Here is a 22,323-nt window from a genome sequence, read left to right on the forward strand (position 1 = left end):
AGGGGTGCGCTCTAACCACCTGAGCTACAGGCCCGTCACTGGCATCCCGCCAGCGTGTCCGGATGATGAGAAAGAGAAACGAAGACGGCGCGTCCCGCCAAATGGGCTCTGACTGAGCCCTGATTCCAATGACGCCGTACGAGGAGAGGACCGACTTGCGTCTGCCATCCTGCCAACAGCATCCTTAGAAAGGAGGTGATCCAGCCGCAGGTTCCCCTACGGCTACCTTGTTACGACTTCACCCCAGTCGCTGACCCTACCGTGGTCGCCTGCCTCCTTGCGGTTGGCGCAGCGCCGTCGGGTAAGACCAACTCCCATGGTGTGACGGGCGGTGTGTACAAGGCCCGGGAACGTATTCACCGTGGCGTGCTGATCCACGATTACTAGCGATTCCGCCTTCATGCACCCGAGTTGCAGAGTGCAATCCGAACTGAGACGGCTTTTGGGGATTCGCTCCAGGTCGCCCCTTCGCTGCCCATTGTCACCGCCATTGTAGCACGTGTGTAGCCCATCCCGTAAGGGCCATGAGGACTTGACGTCATCCACACCTTCCTCGCGGCTTATCACCGGCAGTCTCCCCAGAGTGCCCAACTGAATGATGGCAACTAGGGACGTGGGTTGCGCTCGTTGCGGGACTTAACCCAACATCTCACGACACGAGCTGACGACAGCCATGCAGCACCTGTGTGCACGCCTCCGAAGAGGACCATGGATCTCTCCATGTAACATGCCATGTCAAGGGATGGTAAGGTTCTGCGCGTTGCTTCGAATTAAACCACATGCTCCACCGCTTGTGCGGGCCCCCGTCAATTCCTTTGAGTTTTAATCTTGCGACCGTACTCCCCAGGCGGAATGCTTAATGCGTTAGCGGCGCCACTGACCTGCATGCAGACCAACGGCTAGCATTCATCGTTTACAGCGTGGACTACCAGGGTATCTAATCCTGTTTGCTCCCCACGCTTTCGCGCCTCAGCGTCAGAACCGGACCAGACAGCCGCCTTCGCCACTGGTGTTCTTGCGAATATCTACGAATTTCACCTCTACACTCGCAGTTCCGCTGTCCTCTTCCGGTCTCAAGCCAACCAGTATCGAAGGCAATTCTGTGGTTGAGCCACAGGCTTTCACCCTCGACTAAATCAGCCGCCTACGCGCCCTTTACGCCCAGTGATTCCGAGCAACGCTAGCCCCCTTCGTATTACCGCGGCTGCTGGCACGAAGTTAGCCGGGGCTTATTCCTCCGGTACCGTCATTATCGTCCCGGAGAAAAGAGCTTTACAACCCTAAGGCCGTCATCACTCACGCGGCATGGCTGGATCAGGGTTGCCCCCATTGTCCAATATTCCCCACTGCTGCCTCCCGTAGGAGTCTGGGCCGTGTCTCAGTCCCAGTGTGGCTGATCACCCTCTCAGACCAGCTACTGATCGTCGCCTTGGTGAGCCGTAACCTCACCAACTAGCTAATCAGACGCGGGCCGATCCTTCGGCAGTCAAGCCTTTCCCCAAAAGGGCGTATCCGGTATTAGCTCAAGTTTCCCTGAGTTATTCCGAACCGAAGGGCACGTTCCCACGCGTTACTCACCCGTCTGCCGCTGACCCCGAAGGGCCCGCTCGACTTGCATGTGTTAAGCCTGCCGCCAGCGTTCGCTCTGAGCCAGGATCAAACTCTCAAGTTGAAGAGCTGATCATAGCTGATCACAACTAAAACGGAGGCTCACGACCGACCGGCGTTTCCACCTGATCGTGTGAGCACCGAAACGTTAAGACCAGCATCATCCTACTCATGATCCCACCCGGAGGCAGGATCCGCAGGGACGACGCCGTCCACGCTTCTCTTTCTCGTATGAACTTGTCAAAGAGCTGATCGGGCCGGAAGCCAGATCTCGTGCCCTTGGAGAACAGAAAGCAGCGCCGGGTTGCCCTGGCCCTTGCTTCATCGTCTCTGAGGAAGTCCTTCGAGGCGGGCCGTTCGTCTCGGCGCCCCGTCGGTGAGCGGTCGTTTAAGGGTAGCCGGCTCGCCTGTCAACTCGATCGGACCCGGAGGGATCCGGTCGAGGCGATGGGGGAGGGCAGGGGACTGCCCCGACCCCGCGGCCGGCGTGTACCCTAGATGGGCATGCACGCCCTGCGTTCAAGAGGCGACGTCAGTACCCTTGCGAGCGATCGATCGCATGCGCGATCGGCTCGCCGCGCAGATGCGCGCGCACCCCCTGGATCACCTGCCGCGCCGCACCCGCCGGCTGGGTGGCGCTCGCCACGTGCGGCGTCACCACGACCCGCGGATGAGCAAGGAGCGGGTGATCGGCCGGCGGCGGCTCCGTCGCCAGCACGTCCAGGACCGCGCCCGAGAGCTGTCCGCTCTCGAGGGCGGCGAGGAGGTCGGCCTCGACCGCGTGGCCGCCGCGGCCGGCATTCACCAGCCCGGCGCCGGGGGCCAGCCGAGCGAACAGGTCGCGATTCAGGAGGCCGCGCGTCGCCGGGGTGAGCGGCAGCAGGCAGACCAGGATGTCGGTACCGGACAGGAAGCGGCCGAGCTCGGCACCCCCCGAAAAAGTCTCGATCCCGTCGAGGGATTTGGGGGACGCGCTCCAGCCGCGGACCGGGAAGCCGAAACCGGCGAGCGCCCGCGCCGCCGCCTGGCCGAGCACGCCGAGCCCCATGAGGCCGACCCGGCGCTCCGTCGCCGGCCGCACCGGACGCGGGGTCCAGCGTCCGGCCGCCTGCTCGGTCCGATAGAAGGGCAGGTCGCGGTGGAGCGCCAGCACCGCCATCACGACGTACTCGACCATCGAGGCGGTGAGGTTCGGATCGACCATCCGCACCACCTGCACGGATTGCGGCAGCTCGTGGACGGGGAGGTGGTCGATGCCGGCCCCGATGCAGAACAGGGCCTGAAGCCGGGGCATCGCGCGGGAGAGATCCGGCGGCGGCGTCCAGGCGACGAGGTAGGGGGCCTCGGCCGCCTCGCCCTCCGGCTCCCAGTCGACGAGGCACAGGTCGGGCGCTTCGCGGGAGAAGATCTCGTGCCAGACGGCCCCGCGGACCGGGTCCGACTTGTAGGCGATGACAGGTCTGGTCATGGGGGCCTCGCTGGCTCGAAGAAGCGGCGCCCGTCCGGGCGGTCCCGCCGATGGACGAAGGATAGGGGGCTGTCGCCCGCCGGAGGCGCTGAATCACGGGGCATCGGCAGGCGGAACGTCGCGACGGGTACGCCCGCGACGGCAGAGGCTGCGGCGCGGTCCCTCCGGCACGACATGCCGTCCGGCGGCGGCGAAAGCGCAGGAATACCGCCTCCGGGGGCGCCAGATCGGCGTCCGGGTGCGGCCGGGCGGTCTTAAGGTTCACCACGGTCGAACACCGCAGGGAGATCCCGATGACCCGCCTGGCGCCCAAGTACATCACCTTCGATTGCTACGGCACGCTGATCTACTTCGAGATGGCGCCCGTCGCCCGCCGGCTCTACGCCGACCGCGTTCCCGCGGAGCGCATGGACGCGTTCGTGGAGGACTTCTCGGCCTATCGCCTCGACGAGGTGCTGGGCGCCTGGAAGCCCTACAAGGACGTGGTCGCCAACGCGCTGATCCGCACCTGCAAGCGCAACGGGGTGGAATACCGCGACAGCGACGCCGACGCGGTCTACGCCGCGGTGCCGACCTGGGGCCCGCATCCGGATACGGTCGAGGGGCTCGCCAAGGTCGCCAAGGAATTCCCCCTGGTGATCCTGTCCAACTCGATGAAGGACCTGATCCCGCACTCCGTCGCCAAGCTCGGCGCACCGTTCCACGCCGCCTACACGGCGGAAGAGGCCCAGGCCTACAAGCCGCGGATGCAGGCCTTCGAGTACATGCTCGACCAGCTCGGCTGCGCGCCTGAGGACATCCTGCACTGCTCGTCGAGCTTCCGCTACGACCTGATGACCGCGCACGACATGCACATCACCAACAAGGTGTGGGTCAACCGCGGCCACGAGCCGGCCAACCCCTATTACGGCTACCACGAGATCAAGGACATCCGCGGCCTGCCGGGCCTGCTCGGCCTGTGAGGACGCGGGCCGCGCCGCGATCCGGCTGAAGGTCGGATCCGGCCGGCGCCGCACGTCCCGATCCACCTCCGACCTGCCCGAGGACGACCCATGTTCACCAAGGACCGCCTGCGCGATCCCGCGCTCCTGCGCTTCCAGGCCTTCATCGCCGGCGAGTGGCGCGACGCCGAGGCCGGCGGCACCCTGTCGGTGACAGATCCGGCGACGGGCGAGACCCTCGGCACCGTGCCGGATTGCGGCGCGTCGGAGACCCGCGCGGCGATCGCGGCGGCGGACGCCGCCTTTCCGGCCTGGCGCCGCACGCCGCCGGCAGAGCGCGCGGTGATCCTGGAGCGCTGGAACGCCCTGATCCTCGAGAACGCCGAGGACCTCGCGGCGATTATGACCGCCGAGCAGGGCAAGCCGCTGGCAGAGGCCCGCGGCGAGGTCGCCTACGGGGCGAGCTTCGCGAAGTGGTTCGCGGAGGAAGCGCGCCGCATCACCGGCGACGTGTTCACGGCGCCCGCCGGCGACCGCCGGGTGCTGGTGCTCAAGGAGCCGGTCGGCGTCTGCGCGGCGATCACGCCGTGGAATTTCCCGATCGCGATGATCACCCGCAAGGTGGCGCCGGCCTTCGCCGCCGGCTGCCCGATCGTAGTCAAGCCCGCCGATTTGACCCCGTTCTCGGCGCTGGCGCTGGCGGTGCTGGCGGAGCGGGCCGGGGTGCCGAAGGGGGTGTTCAGCGTGGTCACCGGCCAGGCGGCGCCGATCGGCGCCGAGATGACCGGCAGCGAGACCGTGCGCAAGCTGTCCTTCACCGGCTCGACCGCGGTCGGACGGCTGCTGATGGCCCAGTCGGCCCCGACCATCAAGCGGCTGAGCCTGGAGCTCGGCGGCAACGCGCCGTTCATCGTCTTCGACGACGCCGATCTCGACCAGGCGGTCGCCGGCATCATGGCCTCGAAGTTCCGCAATGCCGGCCAGACCTGCGTCTGCGCCAACCGCATCCTGGTGCAGGACGGCATCCACGACCGCCTCGCCGCCCGCCTGGCGGAGGAAGCGGCGAAGCTCCGGGTCGGCAACGGCTTCGAGGCCGGCGTCACCATCGGCCCGCTGATCAACGACGCCGCCGCCGCCAAGGTCACGGCGCATCTCGACGACGCGCTCGCCCGGGGCGCGCGGTTGGTGGCGGGCGATCCGGACGCCTTGCGCGGCCGCTTCGTGCCGCCGCTGGTGCTGACCGGGGCCGAGACGGGCATGCGGCTGGCCTCGGAGGAGACTTTCGGCCCGCTCGCGCCCCTGATGCGCTTCTCCCGCGAGGAGGACGCGATCACGATCGCCAACGCGACGCCGTTCGGCCTCGCCTCGTACTTCTACACCGCCGACATCCGCCGGGCCTGGCGGGTCGGCGAGGCGCTGGACTTCGGCATGGTCGGGCTCAACACCGGCACGGTCTCGATGGAGGCCGCGCCCTTCGGCGGCGTCAAGCAGTCGGGCCTCGGCCGCGAGGGCTCGGCCTACGGCATCGACGAGTACCTGGAGCTGAAGTCGTTCCACATGGGCGGCCTCTGACCGTCCTTCTCCGGCGCCCTGGCCTTGTGCGCTTGCCGGGGCGCCTCTTCCTTCCCGGCCCGCGGCACGGAGACCCGACGCGATGACGAACCCCGCCACCCTCACGCGGACGGACGGCGTGCCGACGGTCCGCCCGATGACCGAGGCCGACATCCCGGCTCTGCACGGCCTCTCGCTCGAGGTGCGCTGGCCGCACCGGGCCGAGGATTGGCGCCTGATGCTGGAGATCGGCCACGGCCTCGTCGCCTGCGACGCGGACGGCCAGGTCATGGACGGCAATGTCACGGCTTGCGCGATGTGGTGGCCCTTCGGCGACGGGCTCGCCACCATCGGCATGGTGATCGTCTCGCCCCGGCTGCAGGGCCGGGGCACCGGACGGCGGCTGATGCGGGAGCTGTTCGCCGCGGCGGGCCCGCGCACGATCCGGCTCACCGCGACGGAGGCGGGCCGGCGGCTCTACGAATCCGAGGGTTTTCGGGTCACCGGATCCAACACGCAGTACCAGGGGATCGTCGATGCCGCCGCCGCGGTCGACGATCCGCGGGTGCGCCCGGCCACGGAGGCCGACCGGTCGGCCATCGCCGCCCTCGACCGCGAGGCCTCGGGCGGCGACCGCAGCCGGATGCTCGACGCCCTGGCCCGTGCCGGGCGCACCGTCGTCCTGGACGATGGCGGCCGGATCACCGGCTACGCGGTCTGCCGGCCCTTCGGCCGCGGCCACATCGTCGGTCCGGTCGTCGCCGCGGACGCGGAATCCGCGGTCGCGCTCGCCAGCCCGCACGTGCGGGATCAGGCTGGCACGTTCCTGCGCCTCGACACGCCGGAGCGCGACGGGCCGCTCGTCGCCTTCGCGCAGGCCTGCGGGCTCGCCAATGTCGACCTGTCGGTGACGATGACCCGGGGCGCGCCGCCCGCGACCGGCCCGGCCCGGATCTTCACCCTCGCCAACCAGGCGCTCGGGTAGACGCGCGTAGCGGGACGCGGCGGGCCCTGCGTCCCGCGCGGCGAGGGGAGGAGGATCCGAGCCGGCCCCCCTTGATTCGCATAAGGAAGATTATGGAACGAGAGGCCGGCGCCACAGCCGGGTCAGCGGGCCGCCGGGCCCGTGGACCGGGTCGCTGTCGGGAAAGCCGAGGTCGGTCATGCGGGCGAGCGCGGCGGCGTCCGGGGCCGCGCGGCACAGGTCGAAGCTCTGGCCCGGCGGATAGGCGCCGACGACCAGGAAGTCCGGGCTCGCCGAAAGCCGGCAATGGCCGGTGCCGGCCGGCAGCACCAGGACGTCGCCGGCTTCGACCTCGACCGCGCGGCCGCCCTCGCCGCCGAGGACCAGGCGGGCGCGGCCCTCGGCGATGCCCAGCACCTCGTGGGCGGTCGAGTGGTAGTGGTGGTAGGCGAACACGCCGTCGCGCCACTGCGCCGGCCAGCCGTTGCGGGAGAAGAGCGCTTCCAGGGCGGCGGCCGGATCAGCGGCGCCCGCGGCGATGCCGCGATAGTGCAGCACCGGAAGGACCGGGTTGTTCGGCACGAACCCGTTGGCCGCAAGGACGATGCTGTCGGGCTCGATCGCGGGCGCCACCGTCTCACCCCGCCCGCCGCCGCGAGCCCGGGCCGGTGACCCGGCGCAGGATCTGGCCGAGCTGCTCGGCCGAGTACGGCTTGTGCAGGAGCTCGAAGCCGTGGGCGTCGTCCTGGGCGAGCACGTGGCTGTAGCCGGAGGCGAGCACCACCGGCAGGCGCGGCAGGCGCCGGCGCAGCTCGTGAGCGAGCGCGAGGCCGCCCATGCCGGGCATCACCACGTCGGAGAACACCACGTCGAACCCGGCCCCGTCGGGTCCGAGCCGGTCCAGCGCTTCCTCGGCGTTGATCGCCCAGGTGGTGCGGTACCCGAGGTCCTGCAGGATCTGGGTGCAGAAGCGGCCGACCTCGATGTTGTCCTCGACGACGAGCACGCTCTCGCCGGCGCCGATCGGCGAGGCCGAGGCGTCGGCGGTGCCGTCGTCCTGGAACGCGGCGGCCGGAGATTCCGGCAGGTAGAGGGTGAAGGTGGCGCCGTGCCCCGAGCGGCTCGTCACGTCGACGTCGCCGCCCGACTGCTTGGCGAAGCCGAAGACCTGGCTGAGCCCTAAGCCCGTGCCCCGGCCGACCTCCTTGGTGGTGAAGAACGGCTCGAAGATGCGGCCGATCAGGTCCGGCGGCACGCCCGGCCCGGTATCGGTCAGCGAGATCGCCGCGAAGGCGTTCTGGGAGCCGGCATGGCCCCGGATCGGCGGCATCGGGACGCCGCCGGTGAGGCTCAAGGTCAGCGTGCCCTCGGCCTCCATGGCGTCGCGGGCGTTGACCGCCATGTTGATCAGCGCGGTCTCGAACTGGCTCAGGTCCGCACGCACGAAGCACGGCTCGTCGGGCACCGCCACCACCACCCGCACCCGGGTGCCGGTGACCGTGTCGAGCATGTCGGCGACGCCCCGCACCTTGTCGCCGACGTCGAACACCGCCGGCGACAGGGCCTGGCGGCGGGCGAAGGCGAGGAGCTGGCCCGTGAGCTTGGCGGCGCGGTCGACCGTGTCGGAGACCGCGTCGAGGTAGCGGCGTTTGCGCGCCTCCGGCAGCTCGGGCCGGCGCAGGAAGTCCACCGACGAGCGGATGATGGTGAGCAGGTTGTTGAAGTCGTGGGCGACGCCGCCGGTCAGCTGGCCCACCGCCTCCATCTTCTGCGACTGCCGCAAAGCCTCCTCGGCCTGGGCGAGCGCGGTGGCCTGGACCCGGACCGCGGTGACGTCGCGCACCGTGGCGTAGATGCGCCCGTCCCGCGGCACGGCGTTCCAGGACAGCCAGCGATACGAGCCGTCCCGGTGCCGGTAGCGGTTCTCGAAGGTCGGCAGCGCCTCGCCCCCGGCGAGGTCCGCCGCCGCCGCGACCGTCGTCGGCATGTCGTCCGGGTGCACGAAGGCGAGGAACGGGCGGGCCAGGAGCTCGGCCTCGCTCCAGCCGAGGAGCGCGGTCCAGGCCGGGTTGAGGCTCGCGAAATACCCGTCGAGGGTGGCGACGCAGAACAGGTCGGTCGAGGCCTGCCAGATCTGGTCGCGCTCGGCGGTGCGCTGGGCGACCTGCTCTTCCAGCGAGGCGTTGAGGACCCGCAACGCCTCCTCCATGCGCTTGCGGTCCGAGATGTCGCTGAAGAACACCGCGACCCGGGCGAGCGCCGGATCGCCGACCCGCAGGGCCCGCACGTCGAACCAGCGCCCGAACACGTCGGCCTGGTTCTCGAAATGGACCGGCTCGCCGGTCAGCGCCACGCGGCCGTAGGTGTCGAACCAGTGCCGCTCGAGGTCGGGGGCGAACTCGCTCACCCACAGGCCCGCGACGTCGGCCCCGGTCTGGCGGGCGAAGGCGGGGTTCGCCTCGACGATCCGGTAATCGACCGCGCGGCCGGCACCGTCGAACTTCATCTCGATGATGCAGAACCCGACGTCGAGGCTCTCGAGCAGGGTGCGGTAGCGGTCCTCGCTGTCGCGCAAAGCCGCCTGCGAGCGGACCTGCTCGGTGACGTCGTAGCCGCCGACGAAGATGCCGGTGACCGCGCCGGACCCGTCCCGCAGCGGCTGGTACAGGAGGTCGATGGCGCGCTCGGCCTCGTCGCCGGTGAGGAGGATCGGCATCGCGCGGGCCGCGAAGGGCCGGCCGGTGCGGTAGACCGTGTCGAGGAGCTCGTGGAAACCCTGGTCGGCGAGCTCCGGAAAGGCCTCGCGCACGGTGCGGCCGACGAAGTCGCGCTCGCCGGCGATCGTCACGTAGGCGTCGTTGACGTATTCGAAGACGTGGGCGGGCCCGCGCAAAACCGCGACGAAGCCCGGCATCTGCTGGAAGATCTGCTCGCGCCGCTCCTGCGCCTCTTGCACGGCCGAGGCCTCCTGCGAGAAGACGGCAACCGGGCCGGTCCGGTGGTGCAGCACCGCGCCGACCGCGCCGGCGGCGTCGCGCACCGGGATGTGGGTGACGCTCCAGGCGCCGCCGTCCGGCGCCACGCTGTCGGGCCGGCCGGTCGCGACCGCGCGGGCGACCGAGGCCTGAAGCGGCGCGCTCTCGTCCGGGCACACCTCCCGGAGGTGGCGGCCGACGAGGTCGTCCGCGTCGCCATCCGCCCCGTCGCGGCAGGCCCGTCGGTAGGCTTGGTTCGCCGCCACGACGCGGCCCTGCGGGTCGAGGACCAGGTAGGGATGGGGGGCGGCCTCGAAGAGGCTGCGGTAATCCGGGGCGTTCATGAGGCCGGGCAACGGGTCGAGCCGCGGATGGCATGCGGAACGGAGCCGGACCCGCTTCGCGAGGCGCCGGGTGCGGAAGGGTGGCGCGGCGGAGGCGTGCGGGCAATCATGGCTTTCTGTCCTATCACCCACGAGGCGACCTGTCGCCGGACCGTCCGGACGCGGACGGCCGCGAATCCGGGGAAGAGCGTGCGAGGACGCGTCGGGTTCCGCATCGGGTTCCCCAAGGCAAAGGGCCGGAGCGACGGGGGCGGGGCGGATGCGGCGACGCGCGACGCCTTGATCTCGGCGGCTTTTGCGTGTTCGGCATCCGCCACCCCCATATCGTTCTCAATCCCCGTGCCTTTCCCGATCCCTGTGTCGCCCGCATCAGCCCCCTCGCCGCGCCGGTCCGCATGCTCCTGAGAGGCTCGTCTCCCGCAAAGGTCCTGGTGGCGAGCACGAGCCCCGACGCGGTGAACCACAACGTCCCGATCCGCGACGCCCTGCGCGACGGCTTCGCGGACGTGCTCGGCGCCGGCGCCGTGCGGGCGAGCCCTCTGGAACTCGCCGAAGAGGCGGTCGCGGACTTCCGCCCGAGCCTCGTCGTGGCGCTCGGCAGCGTCGCGGTGGATGCCGCCCCCTTGCGCGGGCTGGCGCGCGGCGTCCGGCGGGCCGGCGCCCGCCTCGCCTTCTGGCTCCACGACGATCCCTACGAGTTCGACTACGCGGCCAAGGCCGAGGCCCTGGCCGACCACGTCTTCACCAACGACCGCTGGGCCCTGGCCCATTACCGGCACCCCTCCGTCTCGCACCTGCCGCTCGCCGCCTGCCGCCGGACCCACGACCGGCGCGTACGGCCGATGGCGGAGCGGACCCTCGACCTGTTCTTCTGCGGCGCCGCCTTTCCGAACCGGATCGCGCTCCTGGAGCGGGCGCAAGGCAGCCTGTCGGAGTGCCGGGTCGAGGTGCGGGGCGCGGGCTGGCCGGCCGCCCTGCCCTTCGCCGAGAACATCCGCTTGGAGCCCGCCGCGATGGCCGACCGGGCGAGCGCGGCGCGCCTCACCCTGGCGGTCGGCCGCGACCTCGACATCGCCAACCGGCGCTTCCGGTTGCCGGCCGCGACGCCGGGGCCGCGGGTCTTCGAGGCCGCGCTCGCCGGCGCGCCGCAGCTCTGCTTCGCCGCCGGGCTCGAGATCCTGGACTATTTCGAGGAGGGCCGGGAGATCCTGCTCTTCGACGACGTCCACGAGATCGCCGAGACAATCGCCCGCTCCCGCCGCGAGCCCGCCGCCTTCGAGGCGATGGCCGAGCGCGCCCGCGCGCGGGTCCTCGACGCCCACACCTACCGCCACCGGGCCGAGACCATCCTGGCGGTGATGGCCGCGTGACCGCAACCGCCAAGGGAATCGTCTTGCCCCTCCCCGCGCCTCTCTCGGTGCTCCTGCTCGATACCGAGCCGCGGACCAGCAATGCCTACATCGCGCTCGCGGTCGCCGACGCCCTGCGGCGCCACCCGTCGGTCGCGCGGGTGGTGCGGGCGACCCATGCCGACGCGGTGGCGCTGGCGCAAAGAGCCCTGGCACTGGGCGAGCGGTTCGACCTCGTCCTGGCGCTGGGCGGCGCGAGCCGCCACCACGCGCTGCTGCGGCGCCTCTGCGCGCTCGCCGGCACCAGCGCGCTCTGGACCACCGAGGACCCCTACCTGAGCGCCGCCAATGCCCGGCTCTCGGACTGCTTCGACCTCGTCTTCACCAACGATCGCGGCTCGCTGTCCCGCTATCGCGCCGGCGCCCGGCACCTGCCGCTGGCGGCCACGGCCCTTTTCCAGGACCTGCCGGTCCGGCCGGACGACGCGGATTACCGCTACGACCTCCTGTTCGTCGGCACCGCCTGGCCGAACCGGGTCGCGACGCTCAACCGGATCCTGTCGGCCTTTCCCCGCGACCTGAGGGTGAAGATCGCGCTGCCGGCCAACGCCTACCTGCCGCCGGCCGTGCTGGTGCGCGACGACCTGATCGTCGACTGGCGCTGCGGCAACGAGGATTTCGCCCGGCTCGCCAATGCCAGCCGGGTGGTGCTGACCCTGCCCCGGATCTTCACCGCGGGCGCCGACGAGACCCCGTCCGGCACGACGCCGCCGCCGCGGCTGTTCGAGGTGGCGCTCGCCGGCGGCGCGCAGCTCGTGGTCGGCGCGGATCCGGAAACCTTCGCCTACTACGAGGCCGGGCGCGAGATCCGCGCCTGCGCCGAGGAGGACGCCGTCGAGGCGATCGCCGCCCTGCTGGCCGACCCGGACGAGCGCATCGCCATGGCCGGACGGGCCCGGGCGCGCACCCGCGCCGAGCACCTCTACGACCACCGGGTCGACGTGATCGTGCGGGCGGTCCGGGAGCGCGCGACCGTTGCGGCCGCGCCCGTGCCGGCCGCGCCCAAGCCGCGCCTGCTCTTCGTCGCCCACAACCGGGCCGGGCGGCGCCAGGGCGGCGGGGTGGAGTTCTACCAGGAGCAGCTCGCGGAGGCGCTCGACGGGTTCCAGCCCCTGTTCCTCTATCCCTCCTTCGAGGAGGAGGCCTGGGTGCTACGCCTCGACGAGGGCGAGACCTCGGAGGCGCTGCCGATCCCACCGGCGGAGCGGCTGCTCGCGAGTCCCGAGATCGAGGCCCTGTTCGAGCGCATCCTGGTCGAGCGCCGCATCGACCTCGTCCACGTCCACCACCTGCTCGGCCTGCCCCTGAGCCTGCCGGCGATCGCCCGGGCGCAGGGCGTGCCGGTGGTGGCCCAGCTGCACGACTTCTTCCTGGTCTGCCACCGCTACACCCTGATGAACCAGCACGGCCGGTTCTGCGACGTGGTCGACCGGGGCGAGGGACAGTGCGACGGCTGCCTCGCCGGCACCGAGGGGCTGCCCGCCGGCGCGAAGGCCCGGCGCGACGGGTTCGTGGCGCGGATGATCGCCGGCATCGACGCCTTCGTGACGAGCACGCCCGCCACCGCCGACTATGTCCGGGCCTTCTACCCGGAGGCGACGGCCCGGGTCGCGGTGATCGAGATGGTCGATGCGGAGCCCGCCTCCCCGCCGCAGCCGGCGCCCGCCGCCCAAGAGACGGCCATCCTCGAGACGACCGCCCCCGGGAAGCGCCCTCCTCTGCGGGTCGCGGTGCTCGGCAACGTCGTCGACCACAAGGGCGCCCGGACCCTGCTCGAACTCGTGCGCATCACGGAGGGCGAGCCCATCGTCTTCGAGGTGCTGGGCTACGTCGAGAGCTACCTCGTCGCCGCCTTCGAGGCGCAGGCGGGGGAGCGGCTGACCTTGCGCGGCGGCTACACCCGCGACGAGGTGCCGGCGCTGCTGGCCGGCTGCGACGTGTCGCTCCACCTCTCGCTCTGGCCCGAGACCTACATGATCTCGCTGACCGAGGCGTGGCGGGCCGGCCTAATCCCGATCGTCACCGATCTCGGCGCGCCAGGGGAGCGGGTCACCGACGGCGTCGACGGCCTCAAGGTCCCGCCCGGCGAGTCCGGCGCCGTGCGCCACGCCCTGCGGCGGCTGGCGCACGATCCGGACCTCGTCGCGGCCTTGCGCGCAAGAATCGCGGAGAAGACCTTTCCGACCGTCGCCGGGCACGCGGCGCAGATGGCGGCGCTCTACCGCGACCTGATCGCGGCCCGGCCCGTCCCGCACGCCGCGCCCGGCGAGCCGTCGGCGCCCTTCACCCTCTCGGCCCTCGATCTCGGATACCGCCTCAACCACCCCGACTGGACCGACCCGGCGATCGTCTGGGACGGGGCGGAGGAGACGAGCGCCGTCACGGAGGCCCTGCCGCCGGCGGTGGCGGCCCTGCCCGAGCGGGCGCTGGCGCCGGGCGATCCCGGCCTGTCCTGGGAGATCGCCGACCTCGTCGCCGACGGGCAACGGCTGCCCGGCCGGATCGGCGCCTGCGCGGCCGGCGACAGCCTCTCGCTGCGCGGCTGGATCTGGCGGCCGGAGGCCGGGCGCCCGGTGCAGACCTGGCTGCGGCTGCGCTCGGCGACCGCCACCCGCTACGTCGCCGCCCTTCCCGAGCGCCGCCCCGAGCTCGCCGGCCGCTTCGGCACCGGCCGGGCCGAGCAGGCCGGTTTCGCGGCGCAGATTCGCACCGCGGACCTGCCGGCGGTCCTGCACGCGGTCGACCTGCTCCAGGTCTTCTCCGACCACGTCGCGGCGGCCCGGGAGGTCGCGCGCTTCACCGCCCCGGGCTTCCCCGCGCCGGGTCCCGTCACGCCGTGGCGGACCGGCCTGCCGGTGCCGGAGGCCGCGTTGCGCCGGAGCGCGGCGCCCGCGCGCCTCGCCGGCCACGGGCTGCCGCTGGTCGAGGGCGTGCCGGTGGCGCGCCAGGGCGGCCGCACCCGCCTCGACGTGCTGGTGCCGGACGGCGCGCGGCGCGGTCCGTCCTACCTGATCCTGTCGAGCGACGCGGGCACGGCCTGGACCCGGGCGGTGCGGCGCGACGAGGACGGGACGGCGCGGCTCGGTGCCGAGGCGCACCTGCGCGACATCCCGCCCGGGCGTTACCACCTCCGCGCCCTGGTCGGCGACGAGAGCAGGGCGGACCTCCACGAGACCGGCACCACGCTGTTCGTCGCGCCCGGCGCCCGCGCCTGCCTCGTCACGGCCGAGACGCCGCCGGCCCTGCGCCGGGCCTGGATCGCGCGAGCGCGCAGCCGCCCGAACCTCGACGCCGTCACGGTCGGGGAGGTCTCAGCCCTCCTCGGCACCCCCGTGACGGCGACGGGCTGGTGCTTCGCCCCCGGGCGCGGCCGGCCGCTCGCCTGGATCGCCCGCTGGGGCGGCCGGGGCGGACGTCGGTTCATGATCGCCGAGAGCGTCACCCGGCAGGACGTGGCGGCGCATCTGGGGGATTCCGACGCGCTGACCGCCGGCTTCGAGATCCTGCTGCCCCTCGACGCCCTGCGGGACGGGACGCTCCGGGTGTTCCAGGTCTACGAGAGCGGCGCGGTCGCGCTCCCCGACTTCCCGCGCCACGTCCTCGGGATGATCCCGGGGTGACGGGCGGGAAGCGACCTTCCCGCCTCTCGCCTCACCACTTGTAGCTCAAGCTCGCGGTGATGCGGCGCTGCTCGCCGTAGAAGCAGGCGGTGACCGACTGGCACGACGAGACGAAGCGCTTGTCGGCGAGGTTGGCGGCGTTGATGGCGAAGCGCCAGTTGTCGCGGCTGTAATGGACCACCGCGTCGAACAGGGCCCGCTCGGGCACCGTCAGGGTGTTGTTCACGTCGGCGAAGGAGCGGCCGACATAGCGCACGCCGGCGCCGAAGCCGAAGCCGGCCCAGTCGCCGGTCGGGATCGTGTAGTCGGCGAAGACCGAGGTCAGGGTCTCGGGCGTGTTGACGGGCGTCTTGCCGATCACGCCGACATCGCCCTTGGTGACTTCGAGGTTGTAGCTCGTGAACGACGCGACGACGTTGAAATCCTTGGTGATGTTGGCCACCAGCTGGGCCTCGAAGCCGCGCGAGCGGGTCTCCCCGAGCTGGAGCTGGTTGGTCGCGAAGTTCGGGTCGGGGGTCAGGGTGTTGGCGAGGGCGAGATCGAAGGCGGCGAGCGTCAGGAAGGCGTTGGCGCCCGGGATCTCGTACTTGACGCCGACCTCGTACTGGTCGCCGGTGGTCGGCTTGAACGGCTGGCTGAAGGCGTTGGTGCCGACCTGCGGGTTGAAGAAGGTCGCGTAGCTGACATACGGCGCCAGGCCGAAATCGAAGTTGTAGATCAGGCCGTAGCGCTGCGTGAAGGCATTGGCCGATTGCCGCGTCTGCGTGCTGGCGAGCCGGTTGTTGACCTCGTTCGAGGTGAAGTCGCCGCGGCCGGACACGACCAGGGTCAGCTCGGGCGTGAGCTTGATCTGGTCCTGGTAGTAGAGGCCGAGCTGCTGGAACACGTCGTAATTGACGAGGTAGGGCGCGACCGGGACGCTCGGGCTGCCGTAGTTCGGCGTGATGATGTTGAAGTTGGCGACCGTCGGGCCGACGAAGCCGCCGGTGGCGTTGTTGTCGTTGAGCTGGAAGTTCTTGTAGTCGAGGCCCAGCAGGAAGGTGTGCTTGAACAGGCCGTCGTCGAACCGGGCCACCGCCTGGTTGTCGACGTTGAACAGGCGGGCCCGCGAAGAGGCGCGGAAGCGGTAGCGGGCGATCTGGGTCTGGTTCGCGTCGGCGTAGCCGGTGCCGTTCAGGCCGAACAGGCCGCCGAGGAACGCGTCGTCGAGCGAATCGCTGAAGGCGTAGCGCAGGTTCTGCCGGAAGGTCCAGGTGTCGTCGAAGACGTGCTCGAACTCGTAGCCGACGCTGGCCTGGCTGCGCCGGTAGGTGTTGTTGAACGGATCCGAGACGTTGGCGTTCTGCGGGATGCGCAGGCCGAGCACCGTCGGCCGGACCGTGCCGTAATATGGCAGGAACGCGTTGAGGCGGCCGGTATCGTCGTACTGGAAGTTCGACAGCAGCGTGAAGGTGGTGGCGCCGTCCGGCTTGTAGGTGAAGGACGGGGCGATGTAGCCGCGATTCTCGTCGAGCCCGTCGATCTGGGTGCCGCCCTGCCGGCCGATGCCGGTCAGGCGGTAGAACCAGTGGCCCTCCTTGTCGGCCGGACCGCCGAAATCAAAGGCGAGGTATTTCTGGCCGAACGAGCCGCCGCCGACCTCGACGTAGTTCAGGGGCTCGGTGGGCGGCTTCTTGCTGATCAGGTTGATCAGGCCGCCGGGGCCGCCCTGGCCGAACAGGACCGAGGCCGGCCCGCGCAGCACGTCGATGCGCTCGAGGCCGAACGGGTCGACCTTGTAGGTGGCGAAGCCGTAGTTGAAGAGCTGCAGGCCGTCCCGGTACAGGCCGGTGTCGTTCGCCGTGAAGCCGCGGATCAGGAAGAAGTCGACCCGCGGATCCGGCCCGAACACGTTGCCGTAGACGCCGGCCGAGTAGGCGACCGCGTCGGCGACCTGCTGCGGCTTCAAGGCGTCGAGCTGCTCGCGCCCGATCACGGTGACCGATTGCGGGGTCTCGATCAGCGGCGTGTCGGTCTTGGTCGAGGTGAGCGTCCGCTTGGCGACGTAGCCGTCGATCGGGCCGCGCGGATCCTCCTTCGGGCGGGCCGCGATCACCGTCGCACCGGCCGGCGCTCCGTTGGCCGCGCCGTTGCCGGCGACGTCGATCGCCTCGAGCTGGATCGCGCCGCCGGCGGCCGCACCCTGGCGGGGCGGCGTCGCCTCCTGCGCCGCCGCGCCCCCGGCGGCGAGGCCGATCAGGGAGACGCCGCCGGCGAGGGCGGCGACGAGGCGGCAGGACCGGACGGGACGGCGGGGATGGGAACGCATGGCGAGACCTTCGGGCAACGGCCCACCTGCCCTGGGAGGATGACCCACCCGGGGTGACGCCGCTCTTTAGAATGATACTAAGTTGTTGTTCTGGCTCAATTTTTTCTAGCACGCCGGGTCGGGATGCGAAGGCGGAATCCCGGATTGCGCGGTGGATGTTAGGGCTCGTGGCAATTTCGCAACGACGTGGGGGCGTCGCCTCCACTGGGCTGTCTGGGGAAAGAAGTAGCGCGGGCAATCCCCTCTCCCCGCGGGCTACGGCCTTGACGGAAATGGTTCGGCGTCTGTGAGTTGGGCGTCTTTGCGGTTCAGCGAGGACAACCGATGCGAGGCTTTGGATCGGGCGACGTACGCACCGAGGCCCGGGGGGCGTGGCTGTTTGAGCGGATCGTCACCACCGGCAGCGTGGTGCTGAGCACGGTGGGCGGCAGCGAAGCCGGTACGGCGGCCGCCCATCGCTACCTTTCCTCGCCCTGCGCTGACTGGCAGGGCATCCTGCAGGCTTTTGCAGCCCGCACGGCCCAGGCCTGCGCCGGGCGTCCGATCGTGGCCGTCCAGGACACGAGCGAGATCAACTTCACCCCAGCTGCTGCTGGCCGCCATGGCCTGGGGCCGGCCGGCAACGGCCGCAATCCCGGCTTCTTCCTGCACCCGGTCATCGCCGTCGATGCCGAGGACGAGGCGGTGCTGGGCTTGGTCGACGCCCAGCTCTGGACCCGCGCCGCCCGCCAGACGGCGCCACGTCACCGGCGGCCAGTCGAGGACAAGGAGAGCCAGCGCTGGATCACCGGAGCGGCCGCTGCCGCGACGGCTTTGGCCGACACGGCCCGGAGCTTGATCGTGGTCGCCGACCAGGAGGGCGACATCTACAGCCACTTCGCCCGTCGGCCCGCGGGCAGCGATCTTCTGGTGCGGGCACGCCATGACCGGCCACTGGTTGAAGGGGGCAGCCTTCAGGACAAGGCGTCATGGCCCGTCGCGACAACCGGCACCGTGGAGGTGCCGGCTCGCCCTGGGGTGCCGGCCCGCATCGCCAAGGTGAGGCTGCAGGCCGGACCGGTCGAGGTGGTCCGTCCCTCCGGCCCAGGCGCCCGCGAGCCGGCCAGCCTGAGGCTGCATGGCGTCTGCGTGCAGGAACTCGAGCCGCCTGTGGGCGTGACGCCCTTGTGCTGGCGGCTTCTGACGACGCGGGCGGTGCCGGATGCCGCCGCCGCGCAGGACATGGTGCGGCTGTACCGGTTGAGGTGGCGGATCGAGGAGGTGTTCCGCGCTCTCAAGCGCGACGGGCTCGGCCTGGACGAGACACAGGTGCGGGTGCCAGACAAGCTGTTCCGGCTGAGTGCCTTGGCGCTGGGAGCCGCCGTGCGGATCCTGCAGTTGGTCGATGCCCGCGACGGCAGCCGACGACCGATGCAGGACGTTCTGGATAAGGCGGCTCTGCCAGTGGTCGCGGAACTGGGGCGGGCCTGCGAGGGCAGCACGGACCGCCTGCGCAACCCTCACCCCGTCGGCAACCTGAGCTGGTTAGAGTGGATCGTGGCCCGCCACGGCGGCTGGAACGCTCACAACTCGCCACCCGGTCCCAAGGTCGTCGCGCGCGGATGGGAGCGCTTCTCGGCCATGCTCGCCGGTGCCCTCCTCGCGAGAGACTCACTTCCGTCAAGGCCGTAGCCCCGCGGGCGGGGAGAGGGCCGTGTTCCCGTTCAGGGAACACGGCAAGCGGAGGCGAAAGCCGGAGCGAGGGTGAGGGGGTGTGTCCGGAGGAGCCACACTCGTCGAGACCCCCTCACCCTCGCGGCGAACATGCGGTTCGCTGCGCGGGCTCCCTGAGCCCCTTCGGAGCTCAGGCCTCTCCCCGCGAGAAGTCGGGCTCGCCCGACTTCGTCTGTTGCCTGCAGATCCCGGGCAAGCCCGGGATCTATCGGGGAGAGGGGAAAGCCCGCGCCTTCTCTGTTACCCAGATAGCCCTGCCGCCCGCGGGGGGAGGAGACGATCCGCGCCTCGTCTTGAGAGAATTGCCCTGCTGCGGAACCAGGGAAGGAAGCCGGCTGTCGCCCCATCCCTCGAACCCGGCCGCCCCTACCGCCCCCCGAACGTATCCCGGATCGCCTTGGCATTCCGCCGAACCATCGGGCGAAGCCAGGCGCCCGAGGCGAGGTAGGCGCCGGGGCGGACCGGCGCGAGGGCGGCGGCGAGGTCCTGCGCCAGGCCGGGCGCGGCCGGGGCGGGCCCGTCGGAGGCCTCGGCGGACCGGTACACCACCGTCGTGTCCTCGCGCCAGTAATCCGGATGCGGCACCAGCCCGGCGCGGCGGGCCGCCCGGTCCAGGGTCTCGCGCACGAAGCCGTGGACATGGGCGAAGTGGAAGCGCTCGTGCGGCGGCTTGCCCGTCGCCGCCATGTTGGGCACCGCGGCGTAGAGCACGCCGCCGGGGGCGAGCCGCAGAGCGAGCCGCGCCAGGGTGTCGACGGGGTCGCGCAGATGCTCCAGCACGTGGTGCACGGTGACGACGTCGAAGCGCTCCTCGGACGACAAGCCCTCGAACCCGTCGAGCACCCGCGCGCCGTGCTCGGCGCGGGCGAAGGCGGCGTAGGAGCGGCCGGGCTCGATGCCCGTGACGGTGCAGCCCCGGGCGACCGCGGCGGCCAGGAACTCGCCCGAGCCCGAGCCGAAATCGAGCACCCGCGCCCCGGGCCGCAGGGCGGGGCCGAGCAGGTCGGCCCGGAACCCCGCCTCGCGCCGGGAGCGGTGGAGGTGGTGGCGCGGCGGGCGCCGGCCGAGGGCGAACTGGTAGGCGGCGCGGTAGGCCGAGGCGTAGTAGGCGTCGAGCTCGGCGGCGGTCGGCATCGGGTCGGTGCGGATCAGCCCGCATTCCGTGCAGGCGACCGAGCGCAGCCGCTTCAGCCGCCGGTCGGTCTCGGCCACGGTCAGGGTCTGCGTCCCGCCGCAGAGATTGCACGCCATCCCCTCGCCCCGGTACGGGTAGGAGGTGAACGGGACGGCATGCCGGACGAGGTGGAGCGGCGAGGACATCGACGGCCTTCTCTTTGCAGATCACGGCCGGCGGATCGCCCGACGCCCCGGGTTGAGAACGCGCGAGCGCCCGGTTTTCATCCCGCTGGCGCGGAGTACTCCGAATGTTCGAACTGAGCCAGCTGCGCTGTTTCGTGGCGGTGGCCGAGGAGCTGCATTTCGGCCGCGCCGCCGAGCGGCTGCACCTGACCCAGCCGCCGGTGAGCCGGCAGATCCAGGTACTGGAGCGCGTCCTCGACGTCGCGCTCCTCAACCGCACCAGCCGCGCCGTGCGCCTGACCCCGGCCGGGCGCCGCTTCCTGGTCGAGGCGCGCCGGATCCTGCGCCTGTCGGACGAAGCCGCCGCGACCGCCCGCCGGGTGGCGGCGGGCCAGGCCGGCAGCGTCACCCTCGGCTTCACGGCGGCCGCCGCCTACCGCACCCTGCCCGACCTGGTGCGGGCGGCCCGCACCCGCCTGCCGGAGGCCGACATCCACCTGAAGGAAATGGTCAGCGCCGCCCAGGCCGAGGCCTTGGGGTCGCAAGGAATCGATCTCGGCCTGATGCGCCCGCCCCTGCCGCCGGCGGCCGACGGCTCCCTGCGCATCGCCCGCGAGGCCCTGGTGGCGGCGCTTCCCAACGACCACCCCCTCGCAAGCAGCGCGGGCGTGACGGCGGAGGCGATCGCCGCCGAGCCCCTGATCGCCTACGCGCCGGACGAGGCGCGCTACTTCCACGACCTCGTCGGCGACTATTTTTCCGAGGCCGACCTCAACCCCCGGGCGGTGCAGCACCTGGCGCAGATCCACACCATCCTGTCGCTGGTGCGCTCCGGCCTCGGCCTCGCCCTGGTGCCGGAATCGGCGGCCTCGCTCCGGGTCGCCGGCGTGACGCTCAGGCCCCTGATCCCGGCGCCGCGCCGGCCGGTGGAGCTTTTTCTCGTCTGGCGCCGCGGCAACGACAACCCGTTGATCCCGATCCTGGCCGATCTCGCGGCATCGATGCCGGAATTGGATTGAACCATGCCGACATGGTGCTGGAAGGGCATGATCCGTGGGGCTAGACCTCGGGACCAGCGGGGACAGCCCCGAGCCAAGAATCCCGAAGCTTGAGTTGAGGAAACACCCGATGGCCACCGCGCTCTCGCCCGTCGACATGGCCCAGCGCCTCGGTGCCGGCCTGCTCTCCTTCCCGGTCACCCCCTTCACCGCCGATTTCGCCATCGACGAGGCGCAGTACCGCAGCAACCTCGACTGGCTGTGCGGCTACGACGTCGCCGGCCTGTTCGCGGCGGGCGGCACCGGCGAGTTCTTCTCCCTCACCCCGGCCGAGGTCGCCCGCGTGGTCGGCGTGGCGGTCGCCGAGACCGCCGGCCGGGTGCCGGTCCTGGCCGGCGCCGGCTACGGCACCGCCATCGCCTGCGAGATGGCGAAGAGCGCCGAGAAGGCCGGTGCCGACGGCCTGCTCCTGCTGCCGCCCTACCTCGTCGGCTCCGAGCAGGACGGCCTCTCGGCCCATATCGAGGCGGTGTGCCGTTCGACCGGCCTCGGCGTGATCGTCTACAACCGCGACAACGCGGTGATCGGCCCCGATGCGCTCGCGCGGCTCTGCGAGAAGCTGCCGAACCTCGTCGGCTACAAGGACGGCATCGGCGACATCGAGCTGATGACCCGGGTCTATTCGCGGCTCGGCGACCGGCTGACCTATATCGGCGGCCTGCCCACCGCCGAGACCTTCGCCCTGCCCTATCTCGAGATGGGCGTGACCACCTATTCCTCGGCGGTGTTCAACTTCGTGCCGGGCTTCGCCCTCGACTTCTACGCCGCCGTGCGCCGCCGCGACCGGGAGGCGGTGGCGAAGGGCCTGCGCGAGTTCATCCTGCCGCTGATCGAGATCCGCAACCGCCGCAAGGGCTACGCCGTCTCGATCATCAAGGCCGGCATGCGGGCGGTCGGGCGCGATTCCGGCCCGGTGCGCTTTCCCCTCACCGACCTCACCGCCGCCGAGCAGGCGGAGCTTCAGGCCCTCGTCGACCGGATCAGCCCGGCCCGGGCGCTCGCCGCCGAATAAGCGTAGAAGACGTTTTGGGCGGTGCCGTCCGTGAGGGCGGCACCGCCGTTTCC

General features: G+C 71.2%; 13 protein-coding genes, 1 tRNA gene and 1 rRNA gene (1 of these 15 only partly in view). 8 read left to right on the forward strand and 7 right to left on the reverse strand.

Going from position 1 to position 22,323, the window contains the following annotated elements:
- The 3 genes from DK412_RS11705 to DK412_RS11715 all read right to left on the reverse strand — a co-directional run.
- A tRNA-Ile gene (locus DK412_RS11705) sits at positions 1-34 on the reverse strand; it reaches 43 nt to the left of the window's first position.
- Between the two features lie 154 nt (positions 35-188).
- Positions 189-1,672: ribosomal RNA gene (locus tag DK412_RS11710) — 16S ribosomal RNA — on the reverse strand.
- A 468-nt stretch (positions 1,673-2,140) separates the two neighbouring features.
- Entirely contained in the window at positions 2,141-3,076 is a 936-nt protein-coding gene (locus DK412_RS11715; RefSeq protein ID WP_109972083.1) for a glyoxylate/hydroxypyruvate reductase A, read from the reverse strand.
- Positions 3,077-3,369: 293 nt separating this feature from the next.
- On the opposite strand from DK412_RS11715, the gene DK412_RS11720 reads away from it, so the two are divergent.
- The 3 genes from DK412_RS11720 to DK412_RS11730 all read left to right on the forward strand — a co-directional run bounded on the left by DK412_RS11720 (position 3,370) and on the right by DK412_RS11730 (position 6,553).
- On the forward strand, positions 3,370-4,038 hold the full coding sequence (locus tag DK412_RS11720) for a haloacid dehalogenase type II (protein ID WP_109972084.1): 669 nt from the start codon (positions 3,370-3,372) through the stop codon (positions 4,036-4,038).
- A gap of 90 nt (positions 4,039-4,128) precedes the next feature.
- Positions 4,129-5,589, forward strand: a complete 1,461-nt coding sequence (locus DK412_RS11725) for an NAD-dependent succinate-semialdehyde dehydrogenase (RefSeq protein WP_109972085.1) — start codon at positions 4,129-4,131, stop codon at positions 5,587-5,589.
- Between the two features lie 82 nt (positions 5,590-5,671).
- The gene (locus DK412_RS11730; protein ID WP_245447592.1) at positions 5,672-6,553 is read left to right on the forward strand and encodes a GNAT family N-acetyltransferase; all 882 of its coding nucleotides are present in this window, start codon (positions 5,672-5,674) and stop codon (positions 6,551-6,553) included.
- 90 nt (positions 6,554-6,643) lie between these two features.
- Here the strand turns inward: DK412_RS11730 and DK412_RS11735 are convergent, their stop codons facing one another.
- Together DK412_RS11735 and DK412_RS11740 are read right to left on the reverse strand one after the other, a co-directional pair.
- Entirely contained in the window at positions 6,644-7,165 is a 522-nt protein-coding gene (locus tag DK412_RS11735; protein WP_109972086.1) for a cupin domain-containing protein, read from the reverse strand.
- Between the two features lie 4 nt (positions 7,166-7,169).
- Entirely contained in the window at positions 7,170-9,851 is a 2,682-nt protein-coding gene (locus DK412_RS11740; RefSeq protein WP_109972087.1) for a PAS domain-containing protein, read from the reverse strand.
- 431 nt (positions 9,852-10,282) lie between these two features.
- On the opposite strand from DK412_RS11740, the gene DK412_RS11745 reads away from it, so the two are divergent.
- Together DK412_RS11745 and DK412_RS11750 are read left to right on the forward strand one after the other, a co-directional pair.
- Positions 10,283-11,221 carry a glycosyltransferase gene (locus DK412_RS11745; protein ID WP_245447594.1) on the forward strand — a complete coding sequence of 313 codons (939 nt, stop codon included), beginning with the start codon at positions 10,283-10,285 and terminating at the stop codon, positions 11,219-11,221.
- 23 nt (positions 11,222-11,244) lie between these two features.
- Positions 11,245-14,880, forward strand: a complete 3,636-nt coding sequence (locus DK412_RS11750; RefSeq protein ID WP_204165554.1) for a glycosyltransferase — start codon at positions 11,245-11,247, stop codon at positions 14,878-14,880.
- Positions 14,881-14,911: 31 nt separating this feature from the next.
- Here the strand turns inward: DK412_RS11750 and DK412_RS11755 are convergent, their stop codons facing one another.
- Positions 14,912-17,188 (reverse strand): TonB-dependent siderophore receptor, encoded by a 2,277-nt coding sequence (locus DK412_RS11755; RefSeq protein ID WP_109972089.1) that lies wholly within the window; start codon positions 17,186-17,188, stop codon positions 14,912-14,914.
- 324 nt (positions 17,189-17,512) lie between these two features.
- On the opposite strand from DK412_RS11755, the gene DK412_RS11760 reads away from it, so the two are divergent.
- Positions 17,513-18,859, forward strand: coding sequence for an IS4 family transposase (locus DK412_RS11760; RefSeq protein WP_109972090.1), 1,347 nt, complete (start codon positions 17,513-17,515; stop codon positions 18,857-18,859).
- A gap of 408 nt (positions 18,860-19,267) precedes the next feature.
- Here DK412_RS11760 and DK412_RS11765 read toward each other — a convergent pair whose 3' ends face one another.
- Positions 19,268-20,221 carry a class I SAM-dependent methyltransferase gene (locus tag DK412_RS11765; RefSeq protein ID WP_109972091.1) on the reverse strand — a complete coding sequence of 318 codons (954 nt, stop codon included), beginning with the start codon at positions 20,219-20,221 and terminating at the stop codon, positions 19,268-19,270.
- A 104-nt stretch (positions 20,222-20,325) separates the two neighbouring features.
- Here DK412_RS11765 and DK412_RS11770 point away from each other — a divergent pair, with 104 nt between their 5' ends.
- Both DK412_RS11770 and kdgD read left to right on the forward strand, forming a co-directional pair.
- The gene (locus DK412_RS11770) at positions 20,326-21,219 is read left to right on the forward strand and encodes a LysR family transcriptional regulator (protein ID WP_109972092.1); all 894 of its coding nucleotides are present in this window, start codon (positions 20,326-20,328) and stop codon (positions 21,217-21,219) included.
- A 109-nt stretch (positions 21,220-21,328) separates the two neighbouring features.
- Positions 21,329-22,270: a 5-dehydro-4-deoxyglucarate dehydratase gene (kdgD, locus tag DK412_RS11775; protein WP_109972093.1), complete on the forward strand. Its 942-nt coding sequence runs from the start codon at positions 21,329-21,331 to the stop codon at positions 22,268-22,270.
- Positions 22,271-22,323 lie beyond the last annotated feature (53 nt).

The organism is Methylobacterium sp. 17Sr1-1, from assembly GCF_003173775.1.
Lineage (GTDB): Bacteria > Pseudomonadota > Alphaproteobacteria > Rhizobiales > Beijerinckiaceae > Methylobacterium.